The 23,983-nt window shown below is 42.0% G+C and carries 36 protein-coding genes; 3 read left to right on the top strand and 33 right to left on the bottom strand.

Going from position 1 to position 23,983, the window contains the following annotated elements; translation table 11 throughout:
* Positions 1-21 precede the first annotated feature (21 nt).
* Positions 22-2,505, top strand: coding sequence for an ATP-binding protein (locus ACO1XM_RS18885; RefSeq protein WP_486231900.1), 2,484 nt, complete (start codon positions 22-24; stop codon positions 2,503-2,505).
* 5 nt (positions 2,506-2,510) lie between these two features.
* Here ACO1XM_RS18885 and ACO1XM_RS18880 read toward each other — a convergent pair whose 3' ends face one another.
* The 33 genes from ACO1XM_RS18880 to rplC form a co-directional block, all read right to left on the bottom strand.
* Positions 2,511-3,854 carry a sigma-54-dependent transcriptional regulator gene (locus ACO1XM_RS18880; protein ID WP_486231898.1) on the bottom strand — a complete coding sequence of 448 codons (1,344 nt, stop codon included), beginning with the start codon at positions 3,852-3,854 and terminating at the stop codon, positions 2,511-2,513.
* Positions 3,855-3,925: 71 nt separating this feature from the next.
* A complete protein-coding gene (locus ACO1XM_RS18875; RefSeq protein ID WP_486231896.1) occupies positions 3,926-4,255 on the bottom strand; it encodes a hypothetical protein in 330 nt (109 codons plus the stop codon).
* 240 nt (positions 4,256-4,495) lie between these two features.
* Entirely contained in the window at positions 4,496-5,773 is a 1,278-nt protein-coding gene (gene eno / locus ACO1XM_RS18870; protein ID WP_486231894.1) for a phosphopyruvate hydratase, read from the bottom strand.
* Positions 5,774-5,806: 33 nt separating this feature from the next.
* Positions 5,807-6,916: a glutamine-hydrolyzing carbamoyl-phosphate synthase small subunit gene (carA, locus tag ACO1XM_RS18865; protein ID WP_486231892.1), complete on the bottom strand. Its 1,110-nt coding sequence runs from the start codon at positions 6,914-6,916 to the stop codon at positions 5,807-5,809.
* Positions 6,917-7,113: 197 nt separating this feature from the next.
* The gene (gene rplQ / locus ACO1XM_RS18860) at positions 7,114-7,626 is read right to left on the bottom strand and encodes a 50S ribosomal protein L17 (protein ID WP_486231890.1); all 513 of its coding nucleotides are present in this window, start codon (positions 7,624-7,626) and stop codon (positions 7,114-7,116) included.
* Between the two features lie 15 nt (positions 7,627-7,641).
* On the bottom strand, positions 7,642-8,631 hold the full coding sequence (locus tag ACO1XM_RS18855; RefSeq protein WP_486231888.1) for a DNA-directed RNA polymerase subunit alpha: 990 nt from the start codon (positions 8,629-8,631) through the stop codon (positions 7,642-7,644).
* Positions 8,632-8,655: 24 nt separating this feature from the next.
* Positions 8,656-9,261 carry a 30S ribosomal protein S4 gene (gene rpsD / locus ACO1XM_RS18850; protein ID WP_486231886.1) on the bottom strand — a complete coding sequence of 202 codons (606 nt, stop codon included), beginning with the start codon at positions 9,259-9,261 and terminating at the stop codon, positions 8,656-8,658.
* 58 nt (positions 9,262-9,319) lie between these two features.
* Complete coding sequence (gene rpsK / locus ACO1XM_RS18845) at positions 9,320-9,718, bottom strand: 30S ribosomal protein S11 (protein ID WP_127124198.1); 399 nt, start codon at positions 9,716-9,718, stop codon at positions 9,320-9,322.
* A gap of 22 nt (positions 9,719-9,740) precedes the next feature.
* The gene (gene rpsM / locus ACO1XM_RS18840; RefSeq protein ID WP_127124199.1) at positions 9,741-10,121 is read right to left on the bottom strand and encodes a 30S ribosomal protein S13; all 381 of its coding nucleotides are present in this window, start codon (positions 10,119-10,121) and stop codon (positions 9,741-9,743) included.
* 46 nt (positions 10,122-10,167) lie between these two features.
* Positions 10,168-10,284 (bottom strand): type B 50S ribosomal protein L36, encoded by a 117-nt coding sequence (gene ykgO, locus ACO1XM_RS18835; RefSeq protein WP_073141609.1) that lies wholly within the window; start codon positions 10,282-10,284, stop codon positions 10,168-10,170.
* An 11-nt stretch (positions 10,285-10,295) separates the two neighbouring features.
* Positions 10,296-10,514, bottom strand: coding sequence for a translation initiation factor IF-1 (gene infA / locus ACO1XM_RS18830; protein ID WP_127124200.1), 219 nt, complete (start codon positions 10,512-10,514; stop codon positions 10,296-10,298).
* The gene (gene map, locus ACO1XM_RS18825) at positions 10,493-11,290 is read right to left on the bottom strand and encodes a type I methionyl aminopeptidase (RefSeq protein WP_486231883.1); all 798 of its coding nucleotides are present in this window, start codon (positions 11,288-11,290) and stop codon (positions 10,493-10,495) included. The genes infA and map overlap by 22 nt, the downstream gene beginning before the upstream one ends.
* 7 nt (positions 11,291-11,297) lie before the next feature.
* Positions 11,298-12,614, bottom strand: a complete 1,317-nt coding sequence (secY, locus tag ACO1XM_RS18820; protein ID WP_486231881.1) for a preprotein translocase subunit SecY — start codon at positions 12,612-12,614, stop codon at positions 11,298-11,300.
* Positions 12,614-13,057 (bottom strand): 50S ribosomal protein L15, encoded by a 444-nt coding sequence (gene rplO / locus ACO1XM_RS18815; RefSeq protein WP_486231879.1) that lies wholly within the window; start codon positions 13,055-13,057, stop codon positions 12,614-12,616. Before rplO ends, secY begins: the two co-directional genes overlap by 1 nt.
* Positions 13,057-13,239 carry a 50S ribosomal protein L30 gene (gene rpmD / locus ACO1XM_RS18810; protein ID WP_127124204.1) on the bottom strand — a complete coding sequence of 61 codons (183 nt, stop codon included), beginning with the start codon at positions 13,237-13,239 and terminating at the stop codon, positions 13,057-13,059. Before rpmD ends, rplO begins: the two co-directional genes overlap by 1 nt.
* A 12-nt stretch (positions 13,240-13,251) precedes the next feature.
* Entirely contained in the window at positions 13,252-13,770 is a 519-nt protein-coding gene (gene rpsE, locus ACO1XM_RS18805) for a 30S ribosomal protein S5 (RefSeq protein WP_486231877.1), read from the bottom strand.
* A 9-nt stretch (positions 13,771-13,779) separates the two neighbouring features.
* Positions 13,780-14,127, bottom strand: a complete 348-nt coding sequence (gene rplR / locus ACO1XM_RS18800; protein ID WP_486231875.1) for a 50S ribosomal protein L18 — start codon at positions 14,125-14,127, stop codon at positions 13,780-13,782.
* A gap of 31 nt (positions 14,128-14,158) precedes the next feature.
* On the bottom strand, positions 14,159-14,710 hold the full coding sequence (rplF, locus tag ACO1XM_RS18795) for a 50S ribosomal protein L6 (RefSeq protein WP_486231873.1): 552 nt from the start codon (positions 14,708-14,710) through the stop codon (positions 14,159-14,161).
* A 12-nt stretch (positions 14,711-14,722) separates the two neighbouring features.
* Positions 14,723-15,121 (bottom strand): 30S ribosomal protein S8, encoded by a 399-nt coding sequence (rpsH, locus tag ACO1XM_RS18790; RefSeq protein WP_127124208.1) that lies wholly within the window; start codon positions 15,119-15,121, stop codon positions 14,723-14,725.
* A 202-nt stretch (positions 15,122-15,323) separates the two neighbouring features.
* A complete protein-coding gene (rpsN, locus tag ACO1XM_RS18785; protein WP_127124209.1) occupies positions 15,324-15,593 on the bottom strand; it encodes a 30S ribosomal protein S14 in 270 nt (89 codons plus the stop codon).
* 1 nt (position 15,594) lies between these two features.
* Positions 15,595-16,149: a 50S ribosomal protein L5 gene (gene rplE / locus ACO1XM_RS18780; protein ID WP_486231870.1), complete on the bottom strand. Its 555-nt coding sequence runs from the start codon at positions 16,147-16,149 to the stop codon at positions 15,595-15,597.
* Entirely contained in the window at positions 16,149-16,490 is a 342-nt protein-coding gene (gene rplX / locus ACO1XM_RS18775; RefSeq protein WP_486231868.1) for a 50S ribosomal protein L24, read from the bottom strand. The genes rplE and rplX overlap by 1 nt, the downstream gene beginning before the upstream one ends.
* A gap of 3 nt (positions 16,491-16,493) precedes the next feature.
* The gene (gene rplN, locus ACO1XM_RS18770) at positions 16,494-16,862 is read right to left on the bottom strand and encodes a 50S ribosomal protein L14 (RefSeq protein ID WP_486231866.1); all 369 of its coding nucleotides are present in this window, start codon (positions 16,860-16,862) and stop codon (positions 16,494-16,496) included.
* 2 nt (positions 16,863-16,864) lie between these two features.
* Positions 16,865-17,128, bottom strand: coding sequence for a 30S ribosomal protein S17 (rpsQ, locus tag ACO1XM_RS18765; protein ID WP_486231864.1), 264 nt, complete (start codon positions 17,126-17,128; stop codon positions 16,865-16,867).
* 5 nt (positions 17,129-17,133) lie between these two features.
* Positions 17,134-17,328 (bottom strand): 50S ribosomal protein L29, encoded by a 195-nt coding sequence (gene rpmC, locus ACO1XM_RS18760; RefSeq protein WP_486231862.1) that lies wholly within the window; start codon positions 17,326-17,328, stop codon positions 17,134-17,136.
* On the bottom strand, positions 17,328-17,762 hold the full coding sequence (gene rplP / locus ACO1XM_RS18755) for a 50S ribosomal protein L16 (RefSeq protein WP_486231860.1): 435 nt from the start codon (positions 17,760-17,762) through the stop codon (positions 17,328-17,330). Before rplP ends, rpmC begins: the two co-directional genes overlap by 1 nt.
* Positions 17,763-17,787: 25 nt before the next feature.
* Complete coding sequence (gene rpsC / locus ACO1XM_RS18750) at positions 17,788-18,618, bottom strand: 30S ribosomal protein S3 (protein WP_486231858.1); 831 nt, start codon at positions 18,616-18,618, stop codon at positions 17,788-17,790.
* A gap of 2 nt (positions 18,619-18,620) precedes the next feature.
* Positions 18,621-19,079, bottom strand: coding sequence for a 50S ribosomal protein L22 (gene rplV / locus ACO1XM_RS18745; RefSeq protein WP_486231856.1), 459 nt, complete (start codon positions 19,077-19,079; stop codon positions 18,621-18,623).
* 6 nt (positions 19,080-19,085) lie between these two features.
* Complete coding sequence (gene rpsS, locus ACO1XM_RS18740) at positions 19,086-19,355, bottom strand: 30S ribosomal protein S19 (RefSeq protein WP_127124218.1); 270 nt, start codon at positions 19,353-19,355, stop codon at positions 19,086-19,088.
* Positions 19,355-20,179 carry a 50S ribosomal protein L2 gene (gene rplB / locus ACO1XM_RS18735; RefSeq protein WP_486231854.1) on the bottom strand — a complete coding sequence of 275 codons (825 nt, stop codon included), beginning with the start codon at positions 20,177-20,179 and terminating at the stop codon, positions 19,355-19,357. The genes rpsS and rplB overlap by 1 nt, the downstream gene beginning before the upstream one ends.
* A gap of 10 nt (positions 20,180-20,189) precedes the next feature.
* On the bottom strand, positions 20,190-20,477 hold the full coding sequence (rplW, locus tag ACO1XM_RS18730; protein ID WP_127124220.1) for a 50S ribosomal protein L23: 288 nt from the start codon (positions 20,475-20,477) through the stop codon (positions 20,190-20,192).
* On the bottom strand, positions 20,474-21,109 hold the full coding sequence (gene rplD, locus ACO1XM_RS18725) for a 50S ribosomal protein L4 (RefSeq protein WP_486231851.1): 636 nt from the start codon (positions 21,107-21,109) through the stop codon (positions 20,474-20,476). The genes rplW and rplD overlap by 4 nt, the downstream gene beginning before the upstream one ends.
* Positions 21,109-21,741, bottom strand: a complete 633-nt coding sequence (gene rplC, locus ACO1XM_RS18720) for a 50S ribosomal protein L3 (RefSeq protein WP_486231849.1) — start codon at positions 21,739-21,741, stop codon at positions 21,109-21,111. Before rplC ends, rplD begins: the two co-directional genes overlap by 1 nt.
* 232 nt (positions 21,742-21,973) lie before the next feature.
* Here rplC and ACO1XM_RS18715 point away from each other — a divergent pair, with 232 nt between their 5' ends.
* Both ACO1XM_RS18715 and ACO1XM_RS18710 read left to right on the top strand, forming a co-directional pair.
* Complete coding sequence (locus tag ACO1XM_RS18715) at positions 21,974-22,993, top strand: iron chelate uptake ABC transporter family permease subunit (protein ID WP_486231847.1); 1,020 nt, start codon at positions 21,974-21,976, stop codon at positions 22,991-22,993.
* Positions 22,986-23,945 carry an ABC transporter ATP-binding protein gene (locus ACO1XM_RS18710; RefSeq protein ID WP_486231845.1) on the top strand — a complete coding sequence of 320 codons (960 nt, stop codon included), beginning with the start codon at positions 22,986-22,988 and terminating at the stop codon, positions 23,943-23,945. Before ACO1XM_RS18715 ends, ACO1XM_RS18710 begins: the two co-directional genes overlap by 8 nt.
* The last annotated feature ends 38 nt before the right edge of the window (positions 23,946-23,983 follow it).

Here is a 23,983-nt window from a genome sequence, read left to right as displayed (position 1 = left end):
ATAATCTGTATATCCGGATACATGTTTGATTCTGAAAAAGTAAGCTTCCTTCAAGGAACAAAACAAAAAATCATTGCGGCTTTTTGTATTGCTATCCTTGCTATCAGTCTTGCCGGTTTAATTACCTACTATAGCTTTAATGAATTATTACAAACAGTAGACCGGCTGGCTGAGCCTAATGTCAAAATAGAATCACTCAACAACTTTTTCAGGCAGATTACCAGTCTCGATCAGGAGCTGAGAGCAAAGGCAATCAAAAATCCACGTCTCGCCACAACTACCTTTCTACAAGAATCCAAAGCCCTGATGGCGCAACTGGATAGCCTGGATAACCTGAGCTGGAGCGACAGCACACAATACGAACGACTTGCTGACATCAGGCGAATTTTGCAAAAACGCAACAAACTTTTTCTGACTTACCTGCAAGCCAAACTAAGCTCTTCGCTAAATTTTCGTACCTCATACCAATTAGATTCACTCTCTCAATATTTAATCAATTACACAGCCGGTGCTGATACTAGTGTGAGGACTACTAGTAAAAAAGTGACAACCAAGCGTTATGAAAATATAGAGGATGAAGAAAAAGAAAAAGGTTTCTTCAACAGGTTGTTCAGCAAAAAAAAGAAAAAGGATGAAGCGCTTCCACGCATTGAAATTGAAGAGGAGTTAAGTACAACTACCGACACCCTTTCAGTGTATCGTGAAAATAATGCCATTGAAGAAATAGGGCAAATTGTTAAAAATCTCGAAGCCGATAAACGTCTTCAAAGCAAAATAGTACTTCAGCGTGAAATTGACTTTATTGATGAAAATACAAAATTACTTACTCAGGTAATCGGTATTGTAAGAGATGTGGAGCAGGAAGAGCTTCAAAAGATAGAGTTCAATTATTCAGTAGCCTCAGCATTAGCATCCAGGAGCACAAAACTTATTGCTATCGTTGTACTCATTTTTGTGCCCAGCTCCGTCATTCTGCTTTTTCTTATATTATTGGATATTACTAAAACACGGTACTACCGGCAGCAGCTTATCAAGGCAAAAGAGGAAGCTGAAAATCTGGGAAAACTAAAACAGCAGTTCCTCTCAAACATGAGTCACGAAATCAGGACGCCTTTACAATCCATCATTGGTTTCAGTGAACTTGCAGCTACGCAATATTCATCAAGTGAAGAAATAAAAGCCATACAACAAGCTTCAGATCATCTACTGCACGTGGTTAACGAAATTCTGGATTTCACTAAAATAGATTCAGGTAAACTGGTTTTACAACGCACACGCTTCACACTAAGCAAAGTGTTAGAAGATGTAAGCAAAAGCATACAAATTCAGGCGACACAAAAAGGGCTTCACTTTGAAACGACAATCGAAGGCCCCATCGATACCGTATTACTTGGGGATCCTTATCGCTTGAGACAAATTCTTTTCAATCTGCTGGGGAACGCCATCAAATTTACGGAGGAAGGATTTGTAAGACTTACAGCTATTATCGAAAATACCGCTTACCGGCAAAATTGTCGTTTCCTGATCAGCGACTCTGGCATAGGAATAGACCCTGAGAATCACACAAAGATTTTTGAGGAGTTTGAACAAATAATTAATACTAACCAATACGCAAGAGCAGGTTCAGGTATTGGTTTGGCTATTGTAAAATCACTTGTACTGGCACAGTATGGGAAAATCGAAGTGGACTCCACACCGGGTGCAGGGGCACTCTTTACAGTCACTTTAGGATTCGATAAAGCACCTGCAGGTAGCAAGACGGTAGAAGACACTGTTCATACCTTACACAATTTAAAAGCAAAGGTGTTGATCATTGATGATGATGCTCTGATCTTACGTTTTTGTGAACGTATTTTTAAGGCCCATCTTATTGAATGCAATAGTTTTCAACACCCGCAACAATCCCTTCAAAGAAAGGACCTGATGTCGTACTCACATATTTTGATTGACATCAGAATGCCCGGTATGCGCGGTGATGAGCTTATTGTTTTACTGAAAGAAAAAACACAAAAGTCCACAAAATTTATCGCCATTACAGCCCATGCCCTGCCTGAGCAAAAGCAGCAATTACTGGAAGCAGGCTTTGATAAAGTATTAATCAAGCCCTTTAAAGAAGCAGACTTGCTACAGTTATTTTCAATGGATACTTCAGTAACTGAAAAGGAAATAACCAAAGCAGCATTTGATTTTAGTCTTTTAGATCGACTTACCATGGGAGATCCTGAAGCAAGACAAGAAATTATTCAACAATTCATTGGTGACACAGAAAATGACTTACTTATGCTTCAACAAGGTATGGCTGCCCAAGAGGCAAGTGCTGTACGGGAGGTCATTCATAGACTTAGTGGCCGCTGTAGCCAACTAGGTGCCACAAGCTTGGGTAGTGAACTAAAGCTGATTGAAACGGCCTTAGAAAATGGCACTGCACTGCACTTACTTCAGCAAAAAATTAATCTTGCCGAATTATCTGTAAAAAAAATAATCACTCAATTGAACCAAGGGTAAGCGATTCAATTAATGCCATATTTTTCCATTTTTGCATAAAGGGTTTTTCTGTCGATATTCAGCAGCTTAGCAGCCTTAGACTTGTTGTACCTTACTTCTTGCAGGATTTGAATAATCTTTTCACGTTCGTTTTTCTCCTGAATTGCCTTCAGATCAAATTCATTTACACTCATCGTGTCAACAGACTCGTGCTTTGACGATTGTATCATTTCTGGTGGCAGACTAGCCATTTGAATTTGGGCTGTAGTGCTCAATAACACTGCTCTTCGTACACAATTTTTTAGTTCGCGCAAGTTACCCGGCCAGCTATAAGACTGAAAGAAGTCCAGTACTTCATCACTAAAGCCTGAAATATTTTTTTGTAATTCCTGATTGGCTTGTTCTCTGAAAAAGTCAGCAAACCCAATTACATCCTTACCTCTTTGTTGCAATGAAGGCACATTAATTTTAAATTCATTCAAACGATGAAACAGATCTTCTCTAAAATTTCCATCGCGAATGGCATTCAGCAAATTCTCATTGGTTGCAGTAATAATTCTTACATCAACACTAATTTCTTTATTGCTGCCAATCGGCTGAATCTTTCGTTCTTGTACAGCTCTTAATAACTTTACTTGTACTTCGTAAGAAAGATTACCCACCTCATCTAAAAATAAAGTACCACCATTGGCCATTTCAAATTGACCTACTTTATTATTTAAGGCACCTGTAAAAGATCCTTTCACATGACCAAACAATTCACTGGCTGCCAGGTCTTTTGATAAAGCTCCGCAATCTAAAGCTACAAAGGGTCCAGCAGCACGTTTACTTAAACGATGTATGGTGTTTGCTACATTTTCTTTACCAGTGCCACTCTCACCTTCAATAATTACACTTAACTCGGTAGGCGCTACCACATTTACTAATGCCAGCAGTTCTTTCGAAGCAGCACCAGTGCCTTCAAAAAAAGTATTTTTTATTATGGGGGTAGTTTGAGCAACTACATCACTTGATTTACTTAAAGCCTGCTGAACTAAGAGCTGTAATTCGTCTGGGTTTACAGGTTTGGTAATGTATTCATAAGCACCTGCTTTCATACAACGTACGGCAGTACGCAAATCCGAAAAGCTGGTCATGATAATAACAGGTACCTCTGGTTTTTCCAGCTTGATCTCTTTTAATAAATCTATACCCAAGGTATCTGGTAATCTGTAGTCAAGCAGCACCAGATGAAATGGTTGACTTTCTAATTTTCTTAGCCCCTCTTTTCCGTCTGCAGCCACCGTAAGCGCATATCCCAGTTTCGTCAGAAACATACTGATCATGCGTGAGAAAGTTGAATCATCTTCAATTAACAGTATACTTTTCATACGCAGTGAAAATAGCAAAGAAAGCCGGAAAAATATCCGGCTTTCTGATGATTGGCCTGGAAAAACCCAAATTATTCAGTCACCACTTTTCCGTCTGCACTAAACTTGAAAGTTTTATTCTCAGCGCCATTCTTCAACTCCACTTCATATTGATTTTTATCTTTCAATACATAGGCATTAACAACCTCCCAACCCTTATAGGTGTCGCCAGCCAACGTGGTTTGAACTGCTTGCGGCAATTCTTCCGCTTTAATTTTTGTTTTTTCTTGTGCTACTACTGTTGATGTTTCAGTTGTTGTCACTTCAGACTTTTCAGTTTCAGTTTTAGCAGCATCTTGTGCATTTACAGAAACAACAGCTACAAACATTAATGATGCGATTGTGAAGAATAATTTTTTCATGGTATTGTTATTTTAAGTTTATCAATATCACTTCCTTTTCAGAAGGTGTGCCAGCATTTCAAACCTTGATTAAAACGATTTTAGGGCACTTTAAACTAATCACTGTTTAAAAATGTGTAGCACAATGCTACAGCCTGCGGAAGTCGGCTACAGTAACGGAGGACCTTAAATAAAAATGTCTTGGTATGCAACCCGGACTTTGATCCGGATTAATACCAAGACACTTAAAAAAAATTATGCTTAGAATTTCAAACCTGGGAAGTAAGCTGTCTCGCCCAATTCTTCTTCAATGCGAATTAATTGATTGTACTTAGCCATACGATCTGAGCGTGAAGCAGAACCAGTTTTAATCTGGCCCGTGTTTAACGCAACCGCTAAATCAGCAATGGTATTATCTTCAGTCTCACCAGAACGGTGCGACATTACACTCTTGTATGAATTATTCTTAGCCAGGTTTACAGCAGCTATTGTCTCACTTAAAGAACCAATCTGGTTTACTTTAACAAGAATGGAGTTAGCAACACCTGTGTCAATACCTTGTTGCAAACGCTTCACGTTAGTTACAAATAAATCATCACCTACCAGTTGTACTTTGCTTCCAACTTTATCTGTCAATTTCTTCCAGCCATCCCAATCATCTTCAGCCATGCCGTCTTCAATTGAAATGATAGGATATTTCTTCGCCCACTTAGCCCAGTATTCCACCATCTCATCAGACTTCAATTTCTTGCCGTCTGATTTGTGGAAAGTATAGGTTTTTGATTTTGCATCGTAGAACTCAGATACAGCTGCGTCCATGGCAATGAAAATATCCACACCTGGCTTGTAGCCTGCTTTCTCAATTGCCTTAATTACAATTTCGATTGCCTCTTCATTTGATTTGATATTAGGTGCAAAACCACCTTCATCGCCAACGTTAGTTGAAAGCCCTTTATCGTGCAATACCTTCTTCAAAGTATGAAACACCTCAGTCCCCATGCGTAATGCATCAGAGAAAGTATCAGCCTTCACAGGCATTACCATAAACTCCTGAAAATCGATTGAGTTATCTGCATGGCTACCACCATTCAGAATATTCATCATGGGTACAGGCAGTGTATTCGCACTTACCCCACCGATATAACGATATAATGACAACCCAGACTCCATCGCTGCAGCCTTAGCTACTGCCATTGAAACACCCAGAATTGCATTGGCTCCCAACTTTGCTTTGTTAGGTGTACCATCCAATTCAATCATGATCTTATCGATCAGGTTTTGTTCGTAAGCAGGAAAACCAACAATGGCTTCTGCTATTTTAGTATTTACATTGTTAACAGCCTTCAGTACACCTTTACCCATGTACTTTTTCTTATCACCATCGCGAAGCTCTACAGCCTCGTGCGTTCCTGTAGAAGCACCAGACGGCACAGCGGCACGACCAAACGCACCGGCTGAAGTAGTTACTTCCACTTCAATTGTTGGATTACCGCGACTATCTAAAATCTGGCGGGCATGTACACTTTCGATTAAACTCATGTCAATGTTAAATTTAAGATTTGAAATTTAAAATTATCTCGTTACTGATTCTTTAGCTCTGATCATTTCAATAAACTGATCGAACAAGTAAGCTGAATCATGTGGTCCTGGAGAAGCCTCAGGGTGATATTGCACACTGAATGCATCTTTATCTTTTCTTCTGATACCCATGATGGTATTGTCATTCAGGTGAAGATGTGTTACCTCAACTTTTTCGTTCTTATCAATACCTTTTTCACTGATAGCAAAGCCATGATTCTGTGAAGTCATTTCACCAAGTCCGGTAAATAAATTTTTCACCGGATGGTTTAAACCACGATGACCATGGTGCATTTTATAGGTTGAAAGTCCAGAAGCCAGACCAAGTATCTGATGCCCTAAACAAATGCCGAAAAGCTTTTTGTTGGCGGCCAGTATTTCCTTAACAGTTGTAATAGCGTAGTCCATTACAGCAGGGTCGCCAGGACCATTGGAAACAAAGTATCCATCAGGGTTCCATTTGCCCATTTCAGCGAAGGAAGTTTTTGCAGGAAACACTTTGCAATAACAACCACGTTTGGAAAGATTTTTTAAAATATTGCGTTTAATACCAAGGTCTAACACAGCCACCTTAACAGGCGCATTTTCATCACCGAAGAAATAAGGCTCTTTGGTAGACACTACAGACGATAATTCAAGGCCATCCATAGATGGTACTTGTTTAATGCGCTCTTTCATTTCGTCAGGCGTAAGCTCTGATGAGATTAAAGCATTCATGGCACCCTTACTACGGATATAACGCACCAACATGCGTGTATCTAAACCAGCAATACCCACAACATTATTCTTTTCAAGGTAGGCCTGCAGACTATCATTAGCTCCCTTTCTGCTGTGATCTTCTGAAAAATCATTAATCACAACTCCTGCAACTTGTGTGTGATTAGATTCCTGATCTTCATCTATAGTTCCGTAGTTACCGATGTGCGCGGATGTAGTTACTACCACCTGTCCGAAGTACGATGGATCCGTATAAATCTCCTGATAGCCGGTCATTCCAGTGTTGAAACAAATTTCACCACCACTTGTACCCAATTTACCAACGGCAACACCCTCAATGAGGAAGCCGTCCTCCAGTAATAAATATGCTTTCTTTTCTGCCTTCATTTAACTACGCTTTAACAAAAATAAGTTTCTAATATTAATACTGCCCTTTAAAAAGGAATAAACTTCTGCATTCGTTTGAACCTGACCAGCAAAGGGGCAAACTCAATCTGCCAAACGCTACTGAGGCTACACCACAACAAACAAAAAAGGGATTGAGTCAGACTCAATCCCTTTTATATGTGCTTTGTGCTCCACTATTACGCTTCGCCTTCAGTTTTATCAGCCTTCTTAGCCTTCTTTGGCTTTTCTTCTACCGCAGTGACTTCAGTACCTTCTGCTGTTGTCTTCGCCTTAGAACGACCTCTTCTGGTTTTAGCTTTCTTCTCGCCACCTTCTTTTGTGTAAAGTGTATTGAAGTCAACTAACTCCATCAAGCAGACTTCTGCATTGTCACCAATACGTGTGTCGCTCAACTTGATAATACGTGTGTATCCACCTGGTCTGTCAGCAATTTTTGAGGCTACTTCACCAAACAATTCTTTCACAGACTCCTTGTTGCCAAGGTAAGAGAACACTGTTCTGCGTGAGTGAGTAGAGTCAGTCTTTGCTTTAGTAAGCAAAGGCTCAACATATTTCTTTAAAGCTTTGGCCTTCGCTACAGTGGTAGTGATGCGCTTATTAATAATCAGGGAAGATGCCATGTTCGACAATAATGCCGCGCGGTGGCTATGCTTTCTTCCTAAGTGGTTTATTTTCTTACCGTGTCTCATGATCGCAAAATTCTCTTAATCTTCGTCCAACTTATATTTGGAAAGGTCCATACCAAAGGTCAGGCCTTTATCTGCTACTAGTTGCTCTAATTCAGCTAATGATTTCTTGCCGAAGTTTCTGAACTTCATCATGTCTGAAATCTCTAATTGAACAAGTTCGCCTAATGTTTTTACATCAGCTGCTTTCAAGCAGTTGTATGCACGTACTGAAAGATCAAGGTCATGTAAACCAGTCTTCAATAATTTGCGCATGTGAAGCATGGCTTCATCAACAACTTCCTCTTCTGCATTCTTACCGGTTTCCTGCTCGATAGGTTTATCAGAGAATAAACGGAAGTGCTGAATTAAAATATGAGCTGCTCCTTCTAATGCTTTTTCAGGATGGATTGAACCATCTGTTTGTATTTCGATAACCAGTTTTTCGTAGTCAGTCTTTTGCTCAACGCGGGTGTTCTCTACGCTGAATTTTACATTTTTTACCGGAGTAAAAATTGCATCGATTGGAATGAATCCAAAAACTTGTTCGTTAGGCTTGTTTTCTTCTGCAGGCAAGTAACCTCTGCCCTTCTCAACAGTCAACTCAATTTCAATATTGGCAGACTCATCAAGGTTGCAGATTACGTGCTCAGGGTTTAATACTTCAAAAGCTGAAGTAAACTTGGCGATATCGCCAGCCTTCAATTGCTTTTGTTTCTTAGCGCTAACTGTAATCTTAGTATCGTTATTGTCGTTGATCTTGCGGAAACGAACCATTTTCAGGTTCAAAATGATTTCAGCTACATCTTCAACTACACCCTCTACGGTTGAGAACTCATGTAATACACCAGGAATCTTAACACCTGTTATGGCGTAACCCTCTAACGAAGAAAGTAAAATTCTTCTGAGCGCGTTACCCATTGTAACACCATATCCTTTTTCCAGAGGCTTGAAGGTAAAAGTACCGTGAAAATCATCGGCCTTTTCCATTACAACCTTCTCCGGCATTTGAAACGCAAGTATTGACATAGTCAGGTTCTTTTTCGTTAAGAATTACTTAGAGTACAATTCAACGATCAACTGCTCGTTGATATTTTCAGGTATATCAGAGCGCAAAGGAATGTGCAACAGTTTTCCGATCATTTCAGAATTGTTCCACTCTAACCAAGCGTACTTCTTAGCTGATTGAACAGACAAGCTGTTCGAAATAGTTTCTAAAGACTTAGAGCGCTCGCGTACTCCGATCTCATCACCAGACTTTAGGCTGAAAGAAGGGATGTTTACGATCTCTCCGTTTACAGTTATGTGCTTGTGAATAACCAATTGACGTGCAGCTCTGCGTGTAGGTGCAATACCCAAACGGTACACAGTGTTATCAAGTCTTGCTTCCAATAACTGAAGCAATACTTCACCGGTAACACCCTTCTTACGAGAGGCTTTGTCGAACATCTTTGCAAACTGACGCTCTAACAAACCGTAGATATATTTTGCTTTTTGCTTTTCAGCTAACTGCGTAGCGTATTCAGAAACTTTACGCTTCTTGGTTTTGCCATGCATGCCTGGAGCATAGTTCTTCTTCTGCAACGCTTTGTTCTCGCCCATTACAGGCTCATTGAAGCGTCTTGATATTCGTACTTTTGGCCCGGTATATCTTGCCATGTTTTTATTATTTCAGATTCAATATTTCAAGTTCAAAATTCCTCTACTCACGAGTAGATTACACTCTACGCGCCTTAGGAGGACGGCAACCGTTGTGCGGTAGTGGTGTCATGTCCTTAATCGTGGTGATTTCAATACCAGCGATTTGGATAGTACGGATCGCAGATTCGCGACCTGCACCAGGACCTTTCACAAACACTTCAACCTTGCGCAAGCCTAATTCAAAAGCCTTCGTTGCACAATCCTGCGCTGCCATCTGAGCAGCATAAGGAGTGTTTTTCTTTGAGCCTTTGAAACCCATCTTACCGGCAGATGACCAAGTGATCACCTGACCTGTAGAATTGGTCATTGCTACAATAATGTTGTTGAACGTAGCGCGGATGTGAGCCTGACCAACAGCCTCTACATTAACTACACGCTTTTTCGATTTATCTTTTTTCTTATCAGCAGTCGCCATTATTGAAAAGTGTTTATATCAATTAACCTTTCGTTGCTTTCTTCTTATTCGCTACCGTCTTACGCTTACCCTTACGAGTACGTGCGTTGTTCTTGGTAGTTTGTCCACGCACAGGTAAGCCCTTGCGATGACGCAGACCACGGTAGCAACCGATGTCCATCAAACGCTTAATGCTCATCTGAACTTCTGAACGAAGCATACCTTCTACTTTGAACTGCTCAGAGATAATACCACGAATTGCGTTCGCTTCATCATCATTCCAATCCTTCGCCTTCTTGTCGTAGGTAATACCTGCTTGTGTTAGGATGCTTTGCGCTCTTCTTCTGCCTATACCGTAAATATAGGTAAGGGCTATCTCGCCACGCTTGTTATCCGGAATATCGACACCTTGTATCCTTGCCATGTCTTTATATTAATTCGTTGTTCGTTCTTCGTTGTTAGTTCACAGTTTAACCTTGTCTCTGCTTGAAACGAGGATTCTTCTTGTTGATTACATACAACTTACCCTTGCGTCTGATAATCTTGCAATCAGCGCTGCGCTTTTTAATGGATGCTTTTACTTTCATCTCTATAACAGTTACTTGTATCTAAATACAATTCTTCCTTTTGTTAAGTCGTAAGGAGACATTTCCAGTCTTACCTTATCACCCGGTAAAATACGTATGTAATTCATGCGCATCTTTCCGGAAATGTGGGCTAATACTTCGTGCCCGTTTTCCAATTGTACCCTGAACATAGCGTTTGATAACGCTTCTGTAATGGTACCGTCTTGTTCTATTGACTTTTGCTTCGCCACTTATAGCTATAATTTTCTTCTATATACTGGTGTGTTGTCAATACATCCGTTTTTCCTTCCCAAATCGCTACCATGTGCTCAAAGTGCGCAGAGGGCTTTCTATCCGATGTACGAATTGTCCAACCATCTTTCTCCTGTACCACATTACGGGTACCCATGTTAATCATTGGCTCAATTGCGAAGACCATTCCTGGCACCAACTTCACTCCCTTACCACGTTTTCCGTAGTTCGGTACTTCAGGATCTTCATGCAGTTGTTTTCCAACGCCATGACCAACCAGTTCTCTTACTACTCCGTATCCAAAGCTTTCTACATAACTCTGGATTGCATACCCCACATCTCCCATTCTGTTTCCGGCCTTTGCTTGCGCAATAGCCAGCCAGAGTGATTCAAGTGTTCTTTCCAACAGAAGTAACTTCTCTTGAGAAGCACCTTCCAGCGGATAAGTGTATGCGGAGTCACTGTGGAAGCCTTTAAAATAAACTCCACAATCAACTGATATTACATCTCCGTCTTTCAGTTCGTAGCTACCCGGAAAACCGTGTACTACAACTTCGTTTACAGAGATACAAAGAGAGGCCGGAAAACTGCCGTTGTAATTCTTAAATGATGGAATACCACCATTGTCACGAATATACTCTTCAGCAATTCTGTCGAGCTCACTGGTTTTAACACCAGCTTTTACTCGCTTAGCAACTTCTCCGTGCGCTTTCCCAAGTATCTGGGCGCTTTCGCGGATGATCGCGACCTCTTCTTCAGTCTTTAAGTGAACCATTCAGCACTTAAGCTGCAGCAAATTGAGAACGTCCTTTTACTCTGCCAGACTTCATCATGCCTTCATAATGACGCATGAGCAAGTAACTTTCTATTTGCTGAAGCGTGTCAAGCACTACGCCTACAAGAATCAGCAACGAAGTTCCTCCGAAGAACTGGGCAAAATTTTGTCCAACACCGGCTATTACTGCAAATGCAGGCATAACCGCTATAATCACCAGGAATATTGCACCTGGTAATGTGATGCGTGATAAAACAGTATCTATAAATTCAGAGGTTTGTTTACCTGGCTTAACACCTGGTACAAAACCACCATTTCTTTTTAAGTTATCTGCGATGTCGTTAGAGTTGATGGTAATCGCTGTGTAAAAGAATGTGAACAACAGGATTAACGAACCAAACACTACGTTGTATTGCCATGAAGTAAAGTCAGAGAAGGTGGAGCCAATGTAAGCACCTGCTTCGCTGTCTCTCCAGATTCCACCAACTAGCGCTGGGATAAACATTAATGCTTGTGCGAAAATGATTGGCATTACACCTGCAGAATTCAATTTCAATGGAATGAAATCGCGCTTACCGCCATATAATTTATTACCTACCACCTGCTTGGCATATTGAATAGGGATTCTACGTGTTGCCTGTGTAATCAGGATAACACCCATCACTACAGCAAACAGTGCTAGTAATTCTATTACGAAAATGATACCACCACTCAAGCCACGGTTGTTTACCGCCTCATCAATGATAGAACCAGGGAAACGAGATACTATACCAATCATGATCAGCATAGAGATACCGTTACCAATACCTTTATCAGTAATTCTTTCACCTAACCACATGCAGAACATTGTTCCTCCAATCAGGATTGCTATCGCTGAGAAGTAAAAGAAGAAACCAGGATCAATGATAGCCTCAGCAGGTATAGTACCTCTGATGTAACCATAAGACTGGAAACCTGTGATGAAAATAGTCAATACACGTGTGATTTGATTCAAACGCTTACGACCTGAATCACCTTCCTTCTGCATTTTTTGGAAGTAAGGAACCGCTACAGTCAACAACTGCACAATGATAGATGCCGAAATGTAAGGCATGATACCCAATGCAAAAATTGATGCACGACTAAAAGAACCACCTAAGAAAGTGTTCAGCAGGGCTAAAATACCTTCCTGAGGAGCACCTGTTAATGCTGCTGGGTCAATGCCCGGTAACACAATAAAAGATCCTAATCTGAAGATAATCAGAAAGCCCATTGTGTTAAGGATGCGCACGCGCAGGTCCTCAATGGAGAAAATGTTCTTTATAGTCTGAAAAAAGCGCTTCATTACTTAACAGTTGTAACAGTTCCACCTACTTTTTCGATTGCTTTAATAGCACCATCTGAAAAAGCATGAGCTTGAACATTCACTTTAGATTTTAATTCGCCACGACCCAACACCTTAACTTTATCTCTCTTGTTAACAACACCGTTGTTAATCATTACTTCTAAAGTCAAATCAGTTTTCACTTTCGCTGCCAGATCCTCTAATACATCAAGGTTCACTGCTTTGAAAGTAATTTTATTAAGTGGTGTAAAACCGAATTTAGGAACGCGTCTTACCAAAGGCATCTGACCACCTTCAAAGCCAGGCTTACGTGAGTAACCTGAACGAGATTTGGCACCTTTATGACCACGACCTGCAGTGCTACCGCCAGAGCCTTGGCCACGGCCTAGTCTCTTGTTAGTCTTGGTTGATCCTTCGGCAGGTTTTAGTGTATGTAATTTCATTACTTAACTTCTTTAACGGTGATCAAATGATTTACTTTTCTGATCATACCGGCAATTTGCGGAGTGTTCTCGTGAATTACCGTCTTGTTCATTTTACCCAAGCCTAAGGCTTGCATTGTAAGCTGCTGCGTGTAAGGGCGCTTAATGATGCTGCGGGTTTGTTGTATCTGTACTTTCGCCATAACCGTGTTCGATTAGCCGTTGAAAACTTTTGATAAAGAAACGCCTCTGTTTCTCGCAATGGAGAATGGATCACGCATGCTGGTTAAAGCTTTGAAGGTAGCCTTCACCACGTTATGTGGGTTTGAAGAACCTTTAGACTTTGCCAATACATTGTGTACACCGGCACTTTCCAATACAGCGCGCATCGCACCACCGGCAATAACACCTGTACCAGGAGAAGCTGGCTTCAACAATACAAAACCACCACCGAACTTGCCTAATGACTCGTGCGGAACAGTTCCTTTGATAACAGGAACCTTCACCAGGTGCTTCTTGGCATCATCGATACCTTTAGAGATCGCATCTGTAACTTCATTTGCTTTTCCTAAACCGTAGCCTACTACACCATTTCCATCACCTACTACTACGATAGCCGCGAAGCTGAATCTGCGTCCACCTTTTACTACTTTCGCTACGCGCTGAATGGCTACGACCTTTTCTTTAAGATCGATTTCACTTGCCTTTACTGCGCTTATGTTGCTTGCCGACATATTCGTTGTTTAGAATTTTAAACCACCCTCGCGGGCTCCTTCTGCAAATGCTTTGATTTTTCCGTGGTACAGGTAACCGTTACGATCAAATACGATCTCGGTAACACCAGCAGCGATTGCTTTTTCAGCGATCTTCTTGCCAGCACCTTTACAGTTTTCCATACTGTTGGTTGCCTTCTCGCCTAACTCACGTGTAGTTACAGCTACCAAGGTTACACCTTTTATATCATCGATCAATTGGGCAGATACCGCTGTATTGCTTCTGAACACTGATAGTCTTGGACGCTCAGTTGTACCGGAGATCTTCTTGCGAACTCCCATTTTGATCCTGTCTCTTCTTCCTAATTTGCCTGCCATAGTTTTAGTTTTTACTAGCTATGATGCTTTATTATTTAGCAGCAGCCTTACCAGCCTTTCTGCGTACATACTCACCTGTGAAGCGAACACCTTTACCTTTGTAAGGCTCAGTCTTACGCAACGACTTTAATTTCGCAGAGATCTGTCCGATCAATTGCTTGTCAATACCTTCCAAAATAATGGTAGGGTTCTGACCTTTCTCTTGCATAGCCTGTACCTTAATTTCTGAAGGAACCGCTAAGAAGATATTATGAGAATAACCAAGGCTAAGCTCCAATACGTTTGCCTGGGCAGTGGCTTTGTAACCCACACCAACCAATTCTAATTGTTGCTTATAACCTTTAGATACACCCTCTACCATGTTAGCAATAAGCGCACGGTATAAACCGTGTAATGCTTTATGTCTCTTCTGGTCTGTAGGGCGCACTACAGTTATTTCGCTATTTTCATTCTTCACCTGAAAGTCAGGGTCGATAGCCTGATGAAGTTCACCCTTAGGGCCCTTCACGCTAACTTTGTCCTTGCCGATCGTAATCGTTACGCCTGCAGGAACTGAAACTGGTTTTAAACCTATTCGTGACATGCTCGTAATCGATTAATAAACGTAACACAAAACTTCACCACCAACTTTCTGTTTGCGTGCCTCCTTATCGGTCATTACCCCGCGAGAGGTAGATACGATGGCGACACCTAAACCATTAAGCACGCGTGGCATTGAAGCTACGTCTGCATATTGGCGCAAACCTGGAGTTGAAACCCGCTCCAAATGCGAAATGGCACTCTCTTTTGTTTCAGGATTGTATTTCAAAGCGATCTTAATGATGCCTTGTACATTCTTCCCGTCCTCAAACTTATAGTTAAGGATGTAACCCTTGTCGAACAACACCTTGGTGATCTCCTTCTTAAGGTTGCTTGCGGGTATTTCCAACACTTTGTGGTTGGCTTTGATCGCGTTACGCAACCGGGTTAAATAATCTGCTATTGGGTCCGTCATTTTTCTCCAATTTTTCGCTAAAAAAGCAAGCCCGTTTAAAACCGGGCTGCAAAGATATTGAACTTTTTTTAAAATTCAAACTGTTATCTGGTTTCGAATTTAATCGACCTGGATACTCAGCAGCAATATGTGTTTTTGATTCAAAATTCAAGATTTTAGATTCGAAATAAGGAATCTCGAATCTGAGATCTTGAATTTTAGCTTACCAAGAAGCCTTGGTTACGCCAGGGATTTTTCCATCAGATGCCATCTGGCGGAACTGGTTACGGCAAATACCGAACTTACCCATGTATCCTTTCGGACGACCTGTAAGTTTGCAACGGTTCTTTAAACGAACCGGGCTGGCATTGCGCGGTAACTTATCTAGTGCCAGATAGTCGCCTGCTTCTTTAAGAGCTTTGCGCTTAGCAGCATACACTGCTACTAAATGCTCTCTTTTTGTTTGTCTTGCGATTACAGATGTTTTCGCCATACTAGTTAGATTTAGTTGCAAACGGCATCCCGAATGCTTTTAGTAGTTCAAAGCTTTCTTCATCAGATTTTGCACTGGTAACGAACGTAATATCCATACCACTGATTTTCGTTACCTTATCGATAGAAATTTCAGGGAAGATAATTTGTTCTTTTACACCCAGGGTGTAGTTACCACGACCATCAAATCCTTTAGCGCTAACGCCTTTGAAATCGCGTACACGTGGTAGAGAGATGTTCATCAGACGATCCATGAATTCGTACATACGGTCACCGCGAAGGGTTACACGTACACCAATTGGTTGATCTTCACGTAACTTAAAGTTAGAGATCGCTTTTTTGGATTTGGTTGACACGGCTTTCTGACCAGCAATCGTTGTGATCTCTTCCAAGGCCACATCGATCAACTTCTTGTCGGAAACAGCTACTCCCATACCTTTGTTGATGCAAATCTTTTCTACTTTAGGAACCTCCATGATTGACTTATACTGAAATTTCTCTTTCAGTGCAGTCATGATTTCCTGCTGATACTTCTGTTTTAATCTAGGCGTTGCCATTACTTAATGATTTCTCCGGTTTTCTTAGCGAAACGTTGCAAGTTACCCTCTGCATCTTTTTTACGGCCTACACGTGTAGGTTTACCGCTGGCAGGGTCTACTAACATCAGGTTACTGATATTGATTGTACCTTCAGTTTTCTTAATACCTCCTTCAGGCTTGCCTGCAGAAGGTTTTGTATGCTTAGTGATGATAGCGATACCTTCCACCACAGCTCTGTTTTTCACAGCCTGGATTTCCAACACCTTACCACTTTTACCTTTGTCGTCTCCGGCAATCACTTGTACAGTGTCGCCTTTGCGGATGTTCAACTTAGGTTGTTTGTTAAATTTTCTTTCCATGACTTATAACACTTCAGGGGCCAATGAAATAATTTTCATAAACTGCTTCTCACGAAGTTCACGTGCAACAGGACCGAAAATACGCGTTCCGCGTGGCTCGTCCTGATTGTTCAACAACACGGCTGCGTTGTCTTCGAAACGGATGTAAGAACCATCTTTACGTCTGATCTCCTTCTTTGTGCGAACGATAACTGCTTTTGAAACAGTACCTTTCTTAATTTGGCTGGTTGCGGTAGCTGACTTAACAGTTACTACAATCTTATCGCCTACAGAAGCTGAACGTCTTTTAGTTCCGCCAAGAACGTGAAAACATAAAACCTCTTTTGCGCCACTGTTATCGGCAACGGTTAATCTGGATTCTGTGGTTATCATGATTACTTGGCTTTTTCTAAGATTTCAATTAATCTCCAACGCTTGTCCTTGCTCAAAGGACGAGTTTCCATGATGCGCACTGTATCTCCGATACCCGCCTCGTTTTTCTCGTCATGAGCTTTGAACTTCGTTGTTCTGTTTACAAACTTACCGTAGATAGGGTGCTTCACCTTTCTGTCTACAGTAACAGTAATGGTCTTTTGCATTTTATTGCTTACAACCTTACCTACTTTTTCTTTTCTGAAATTCCTTTCTACTGTTTCCATAGGAATTATGCGTTGCGCTGTTTAGCGGTTAATTCTGTATTGAGGCGCGCAATGAGTTGGCGGGTTTCGCGCAACTTCATTGGGTTTTCTATAGCTGACACCTGGTGAGCAAACTGCAACTTGCGAAGTGTTTCTTTTTCGCTTGCGATTTTCTCGTTTAGTTCAACAACACTCAATGCTTTGATATCTGCGTTTTTCATTACTTAGCGGTTTGTACTTCTACGTAATCTCTTCTTACTGAGAAGGCTGTCTTGATTGGAAGTTTACCTTCAGCAAGACGCATAGCTTCTTTTGCAGTGGCAATATCCACACCACCTGCTTCGAACAGAATAGTACCTGGTTTCACTACTGCTACCCAATATTCAGGCGCACCTTTACCCTTACCCATACGAACTTCGGCTGGCTTTCTGGTAATTGGTTTGTCTGGGAATATACGGATCCAAACTTGTCCTTCACGTTTCATAGCGCGTGTAACCGCGATACGAGCAGCTTCAAGCTGACGAGCTGTGATCCAGCCGCCTTCGAGCGACTTAAGGGCGAAAGAACCGAAAGCGATAGAGTGCCCACGAGTGGCAATACCCTTTACGCGTCCTTTCTGCATTTTTCTAAACTTGGTTCTTTTAGGCTGTAACATTATTCCTAAGCTTTACCTGTTCTAATTAATTTTTAGGGCCTCTTGCGCCACGGTTATCACCGCCACGACCGCCACCTCTGTTGTCGCCACCACGGCCACCACGATTATCGCCACGGCCTCTGCCGCCACGATCACCACCGCGTCCGCCTCTGTCGCCACCGCGATTTTCTCCACCACCCTGGCCTGCTGCTGCATTCGCAGCTGCGCCTACGTTAGGGGAAAGATCACGCTTACCGTATACTTCTCCTTTGAATACCCATACTTTGATACCAATCTTTCCGTACACGGTTTGTGCTTCAGAAATTGCATAATCGATATCAGCACGCAGGGTGTGCAATGGAATTCTACCTTCTTTGTATTGTTCAGTACGCGCCATGTCAGAACCGGCCAAACGACCAGACACTTTCACTTTGATACCTTCAGAACCAACACGCATGGCTGATGCAATTGCTTGCTTCATAGCACGCTTGTAAGAAATACGCGCTTCGATTTGCTGAGCTATTGATTCGCCTACCAATTTAGCATCCAATTCAGGGCGCTTAATTTCATAGATGTTTATTTGAACATCTTTGCCGGTAAGCTTCTTCAATTCTTCTTTAATCTTGTCTACTTCCTGACCGCCTTTACCAATAACTACACCTGGGCGAGCCGTGTGAATAGTTAAGGTGATGCGCTTCAGTGTGCGCTCAATTACCACTTTAGCGATACCGCCTTTAGGGATACGAGCGTCTACGTATTTTCTGATTTTCTGATCTTCTACTAGTTTTTCTGACAAGGTATTGCCTCCGAACCAGCTGGAATCCCAACCGCGAACGACACCTAATCTAAAACCTACCGGGTTAATTTTCTGTCCCATTCTTATTTCGTTTCAGCAGATTGAACCTTGTTTTCAGATGCTAAGCTTCCTAACACTAATGTTACGTGGTTAGAGCGTTTGCGGATTCTATAACCTCTTCCTTGCGGAGCAGGTCTCATACGCTTTAGCTGACGACCACCGTCCACCCAAATCTCTTTTACAAAAAGATCTGCGTCTTCGATTTTCATTTCGTGTGTATTTCCCCAGTTAGCGATGGCAGAAAGAAGGAGTTTCTCCAACTTCTCAGCACCGATTTGTGGTTGATACTTCAGGATATTCAAAGCCTGGCTTACGCGCTGTCCTTTAATAAGGTCAGTTACCAGTCTCATCTTGCGGGGTGATGAAGGCACATTTTTAAGTTTTGCTACCACCGGACCTGTTTTAGCAGCTTCCTTCTTAGCATCACGCTTTTCGCGCTTCAATACCGATTTCTTTATCTTTTTAGTTTCTGTCGCTTCCATGACTCACTAATCTTTACGGTTACCGGAATGTCCTTTGAAAGTGCGGGTAGGAGCAAATTCGCCCAACTTATGACCCACCATGTTTTCAGTTACATAAACCGGAATGAATTTATTTCCGTTGTGAACTGCGAATGTGTGACCAATCAAATCAGGAAGAATGGTTGATCTTCTTGACCATGTTTTGATCACTGACTTTTTACCGGACTTTTCCGCAGCCTCTACTTTCTTAGCAAGGCGGAAATCGCAATACGGTCCTTTTTTAATCGAGCGTCCCATTATTTTTTCCTTCTAGATATGATTAGACGATCAGAATACTTCTTAGGGTGACGAGTCTTCTTACCTTTAGTGTACAACCCGTTGCGAGAACGAGGGTGACCACCTGAGGCGCGACCTTCACCACCACCCATCGGGTGATCAACAGGGTTCATTGCAACCGCACGTGTACGAGGGCGAACGCCTCTCCAACGGTTACGACCTGCTTTACCTACACTTTCGTTCATGTGATCAGCATTTGAAGCTGAACCCACAGTTGCCATGCAAGTTTCTAATACGTTACGCATTTCGCCTGAAGGCATCTTCAATGCTGCATAACCATTTTCGCGTGCTAACAATTGTACGAAAGAACCTGCGCTTCTTGCTACAGCTCCACCTTTACCAGGCTTCAACTCTACGTTGAAAATGATGGTACCCAATGGAATCTTAGAAAGTGGCAGTGCATTACCTACTTCAGGTGCTACGTCTGGTCCGTTCATTACAACCTGACCAACCTTTAAACCTGTAGGAGATAAAACATAAGCTTTTTCACCATCTGCATAATGCAAAAGGGCGATACGTGCTGTACGTCCTGGATCGTATTCGATCTCTTTTACAGTAGCAGGAACGCCAAACTTATTTCTCTTTGTGTCGATGATACGAAGCTTCTGCTTGTGTCCACCACCGATATAGCGCATGGTCATCTGACCTTTGCTATTTCTTCCACCAGTTCTTTTGCGGCTGGTCAACAATGACTTCTCAGGCTTTGATGCAGTGATGTCATCAAAAGAAGGAGCTAGTCTGTGACGGGTTCCCGGTGTAACTGGTCTTAATTTCTTCAACGCCATAGTCTATATATTATACGTTGCTGTAAAAGTCTATTACTTCACCTGCAGCCAACGTTACGATGGCTTTCTTATAGTTAGGCTTGCGTCCGGCAAGTACACCCGCTTTTGTGTAACGAACTTTGAATTTGCCCATTACCTTCATGGTGTTAACGCTTTTCACGTTTACTCCGTACTGCTTTTCCACAGCCTTCTTGATCTCTACCTTATTGGCATTTGTATCGACAATAAAGCCGTACTTGCCTTTTTCATTCATGGCAGAAACCTTCTCTGTTACCAATGGCTTCTTTAATACGCTCATGATTCTTTATTTAATAAGGTTACAACTTTGTTGATGGAGCTTTCCACGAAGATTACGTTATCGGCATTCATCACATCAAAAGTGTTGATCTGATCAGCTGTTGTAACTTTTGTCTTCTGGATGTTGCGTCCTGCCAACACTACGTTTTTCACTACTTCAGGAAGTACGACTAGCGTCTTCTTATCTCCTAGTGAAAGTGCGCTAAGCATTTTTACGTATTGCTTGGTTTTAGCTTCAGCAAAATTGAAGTCTTCAATGATAGCAATAGCGTTATCTTTTGCTTTATAAGACAGCGCTGATTTACGAGCGAGGTCTTTAACTTTCTTATTAAGCTTGAAAGAATAGTCGCGGGGTTGAGGGCCGAATACACGTCCACCACCTTTGAACTGAGGGTTTTTGATGTTACCCGCACGGGCTCCACCTGTACCTTTTTGTTTCTTTAATTTCTTAGAAGAACCTGAGATTTCGTTACGCTGCTTAGCCTTGTGAGTACCCTGACGCTGATTAGCGAGGATGCTTTTTACGTCTAAGTAAATTGCGTGATCGTTTGGCTCAATTCCAAACACTTCAGTCGATAAAGCTACTTTACGACCGGTGTTTTCTCCACTATGTTTTACAACTGAAATGTCCATTACTTCTGAAGAATTACGGTTGCATTAATATGTCCGGGAACGGAACCACTTACAACGATCAGGTTTTGCTCAGGCATGATCTTTACTACTTTAAGGTTTGTAACCTTAACGCGGTCAGTACCCATGCGACCTGCTAAACGCTTACCTTTTGGTACACGTGAAGCAAATGAAGCGTTACCCATAGATCCAGGTGCACGTAAGCGATTGTGCTGACCGTGAGTTTGACCACCCACACCGGCAAAATTATGGCGCTTTACAACACCCTGGAAACCTTTACCTTTTGATGTACCTACAGCGTCCAAAAAGTCGCCTTCAACGAATACATCTTGTACACGAATTTCCTTACCGAGTTCGACCATTCCGTCAAACTCTTTTCGGAAATCACGAAACTCCACTACATCCCTCTTAGGGGTAGTGTTAGCTTTTTTGAAATGTCCTAGCAGAGGCTTGCTGGTGTTTTTTTCTTTCTTTTCACCAAAGGCAAGCTGCACAGCTCTGTATCCGTCAGTCTCAACGTTTTTCACTTGAGTGACAATACAAGGGCCGGCTTCGATAACAGTACAGGCAATATTCTCACCCTCCGCACCGAAAATGCTGGTCATACCTACTTTTCTTCCAATAATACCAGGCATGATATTTTCCTTGTTTTTGTTAGTTACTGGCTACGATACGTTCGCAACCTTCCCCTTTTTATGCCCTTTCTGTGCGTTTTTGGCACACTGGGCGGAAAAAGGACTGCAAAGATAGGAACTAATCTCTTGTAACCAATAGCGCACTCAAAAATTTCTGAAATCACGCGCTTTTTGCACTTTTAAGGGTGCTGACTGATGGAAAAGCACTAACATTGCTGCCAGCACTTATTAGATGAGAAAACAGGCTTTTTTACAGTATAAATGGACTTTTCTGCTGTTTTTAGTAGTGGCATTATTTGTCTTAAACCTCTCTATTGGGAGTGTTAATATTCCTCCAAAGGAAATTTTGCGAGCACTGTTTGGGCTTGAAACTGAGCATCCAATCTGGAGAAATATTGTTCTTGACTTTAGACTTACCAAAGCATTGACTGCTTTATTGGCCGGTGCAGCACTTGGTTTAGGTGGTTTACAAATGCAAACCTTGTTTCGCAACCCATTGGCTGGACCGGATGTGCTGGGTTTAAGTGCCGGTGCCAGTTTAGCGGTTTCATTTGTATTTATGGCTGGCGCTAAAGGTTTGTCGCTCCTGCCCTCTTCGTGGAGTATTGCTGTGGCTGCCTGCCTGGGTTCAGGCGTAGTGCTACTCATTGTGTTGGCAATAGCCTCTAAAGTAAAAGACAATACTTCTTTATTAATAGTAGGTCTGATGATTGGCGCTGCCACTGCTTCTTTAGTAAGTGTGCTTCAATTTACCAGTCGTGCAGAGGACCAGCAATATTTTCTGATATGGACTTTTGGTAGTCTTGGAGGCCTGGATGTTACGGAGCTTGGCATCTTAACTTTAGCTTTAGTGATTGGATTAATTTTGTCTGTAATAAATATAAAAGCTTTGAATGCCTGGCAGCTAGGTGATGATTATGCGTTGAGCCTCGGCATCAAACCTGCAAGCGCCAGGTTGTTGATGATTATCACAGCCAGCTTATTAGCGGGTGCTGTTACTGCTTTTTGCGGACCAATCGCTTTTGTTGGTTTGGCTGTTCCTCATCTCATTAAGTTGTGGATCAAAACTTCCGATCACAGAACACTGGTGCCTGCTGTTGTGTTAGGCGGAGCCTCGCTGCTCTTGCTTTGCGATAGCATAGCACAGTTGCCCGGTGCCCGTTTTGTTCTACCCATTAATGTGATAACGGCTTTGATTGGCGCCCCTGTGGTGATTTGGATCATTTTAAGAGGAAGGAAAGTTTATGTTTGAGTCAGCGCTCTCCTTTAGTAAGTTAAGTGTAGGCTACCAACAAGGTAAGACATCTAAAATTCTATTCGATGCGATAGACCTTACTTTAAAGCCTGGTGAATTGGTCTGCTTTATGGGGCCTAATGGGATCGGCAAATCTACTTTGCTGAAGACAATGGCTGGTTTAACACCTCCCCTGTCCTCCTCCAAAACAAACATAGATTCAAAAAAGATCGCGATTGTGCTGACCGATCGTGTGCACGCCATGCACATGCGTGTGCGCGAACTAGTGAGTTACGGACGCTACCCTTATTTAAATTGGAACGCTCAGTTAAAAGAAGCAGATGAAGTTGCTATTGACAATGCTTTGAAGTTATTGCATCTGGAAGACATTGCGGATAAGGACATCAATACATTGAGTGACGGTCAGTTGCAAATGGTAATGATTGCACGCGCCATTGTACAAGACACACCGATCATCTTATTAGACGAACCCACTGCCCACCTCGATTTAAATAACCGGGTTGAAGTAATGAACATGTTGCGCAAGCTGGCGCGACAAAGTAACAAAGCCATATTGGTTTCTACACATGAACTGGATCTGGCTTTGCAAACAGCAGATCTTTTATGGTTGGCTGATAATCAAAAACTGCTAACGGGCATACCAGAAGATTTAGTACTAGACGGTTCGCTTGACCGCATATTTCAGTTTAAAGGCTTTGATTTAAAGACCGGTAAGGTGTTTCATGAAAGCTACCGTGGTGTTACAATAAATCTCGTGGGAGAAGGCCATGAATATCTGTGGACGAAGAATGCTTTGGAGCGTTGTGGGTACGAGGTGGCGGATCATGGGGGATTGAAAATCGAAATTCGAAATTCAAGATTTGAAATTTCAAATGGTGTTAATTGCGAGAGTATACATGAACTGCTGAAGGTGGTGGGCATGTATTCAAATTCGGAAAATCAGCATTGAAAATCAAGATTTCAAATTTCAAACGCGGTGAGTTGTGA

This window comes from Chryseotalea sp., assembly GCF_057350905.1.
Note: the sequence above shows the minus strand (reverse complement) of the source record. Positions and strands in the feature narration are given on the sequence as shown.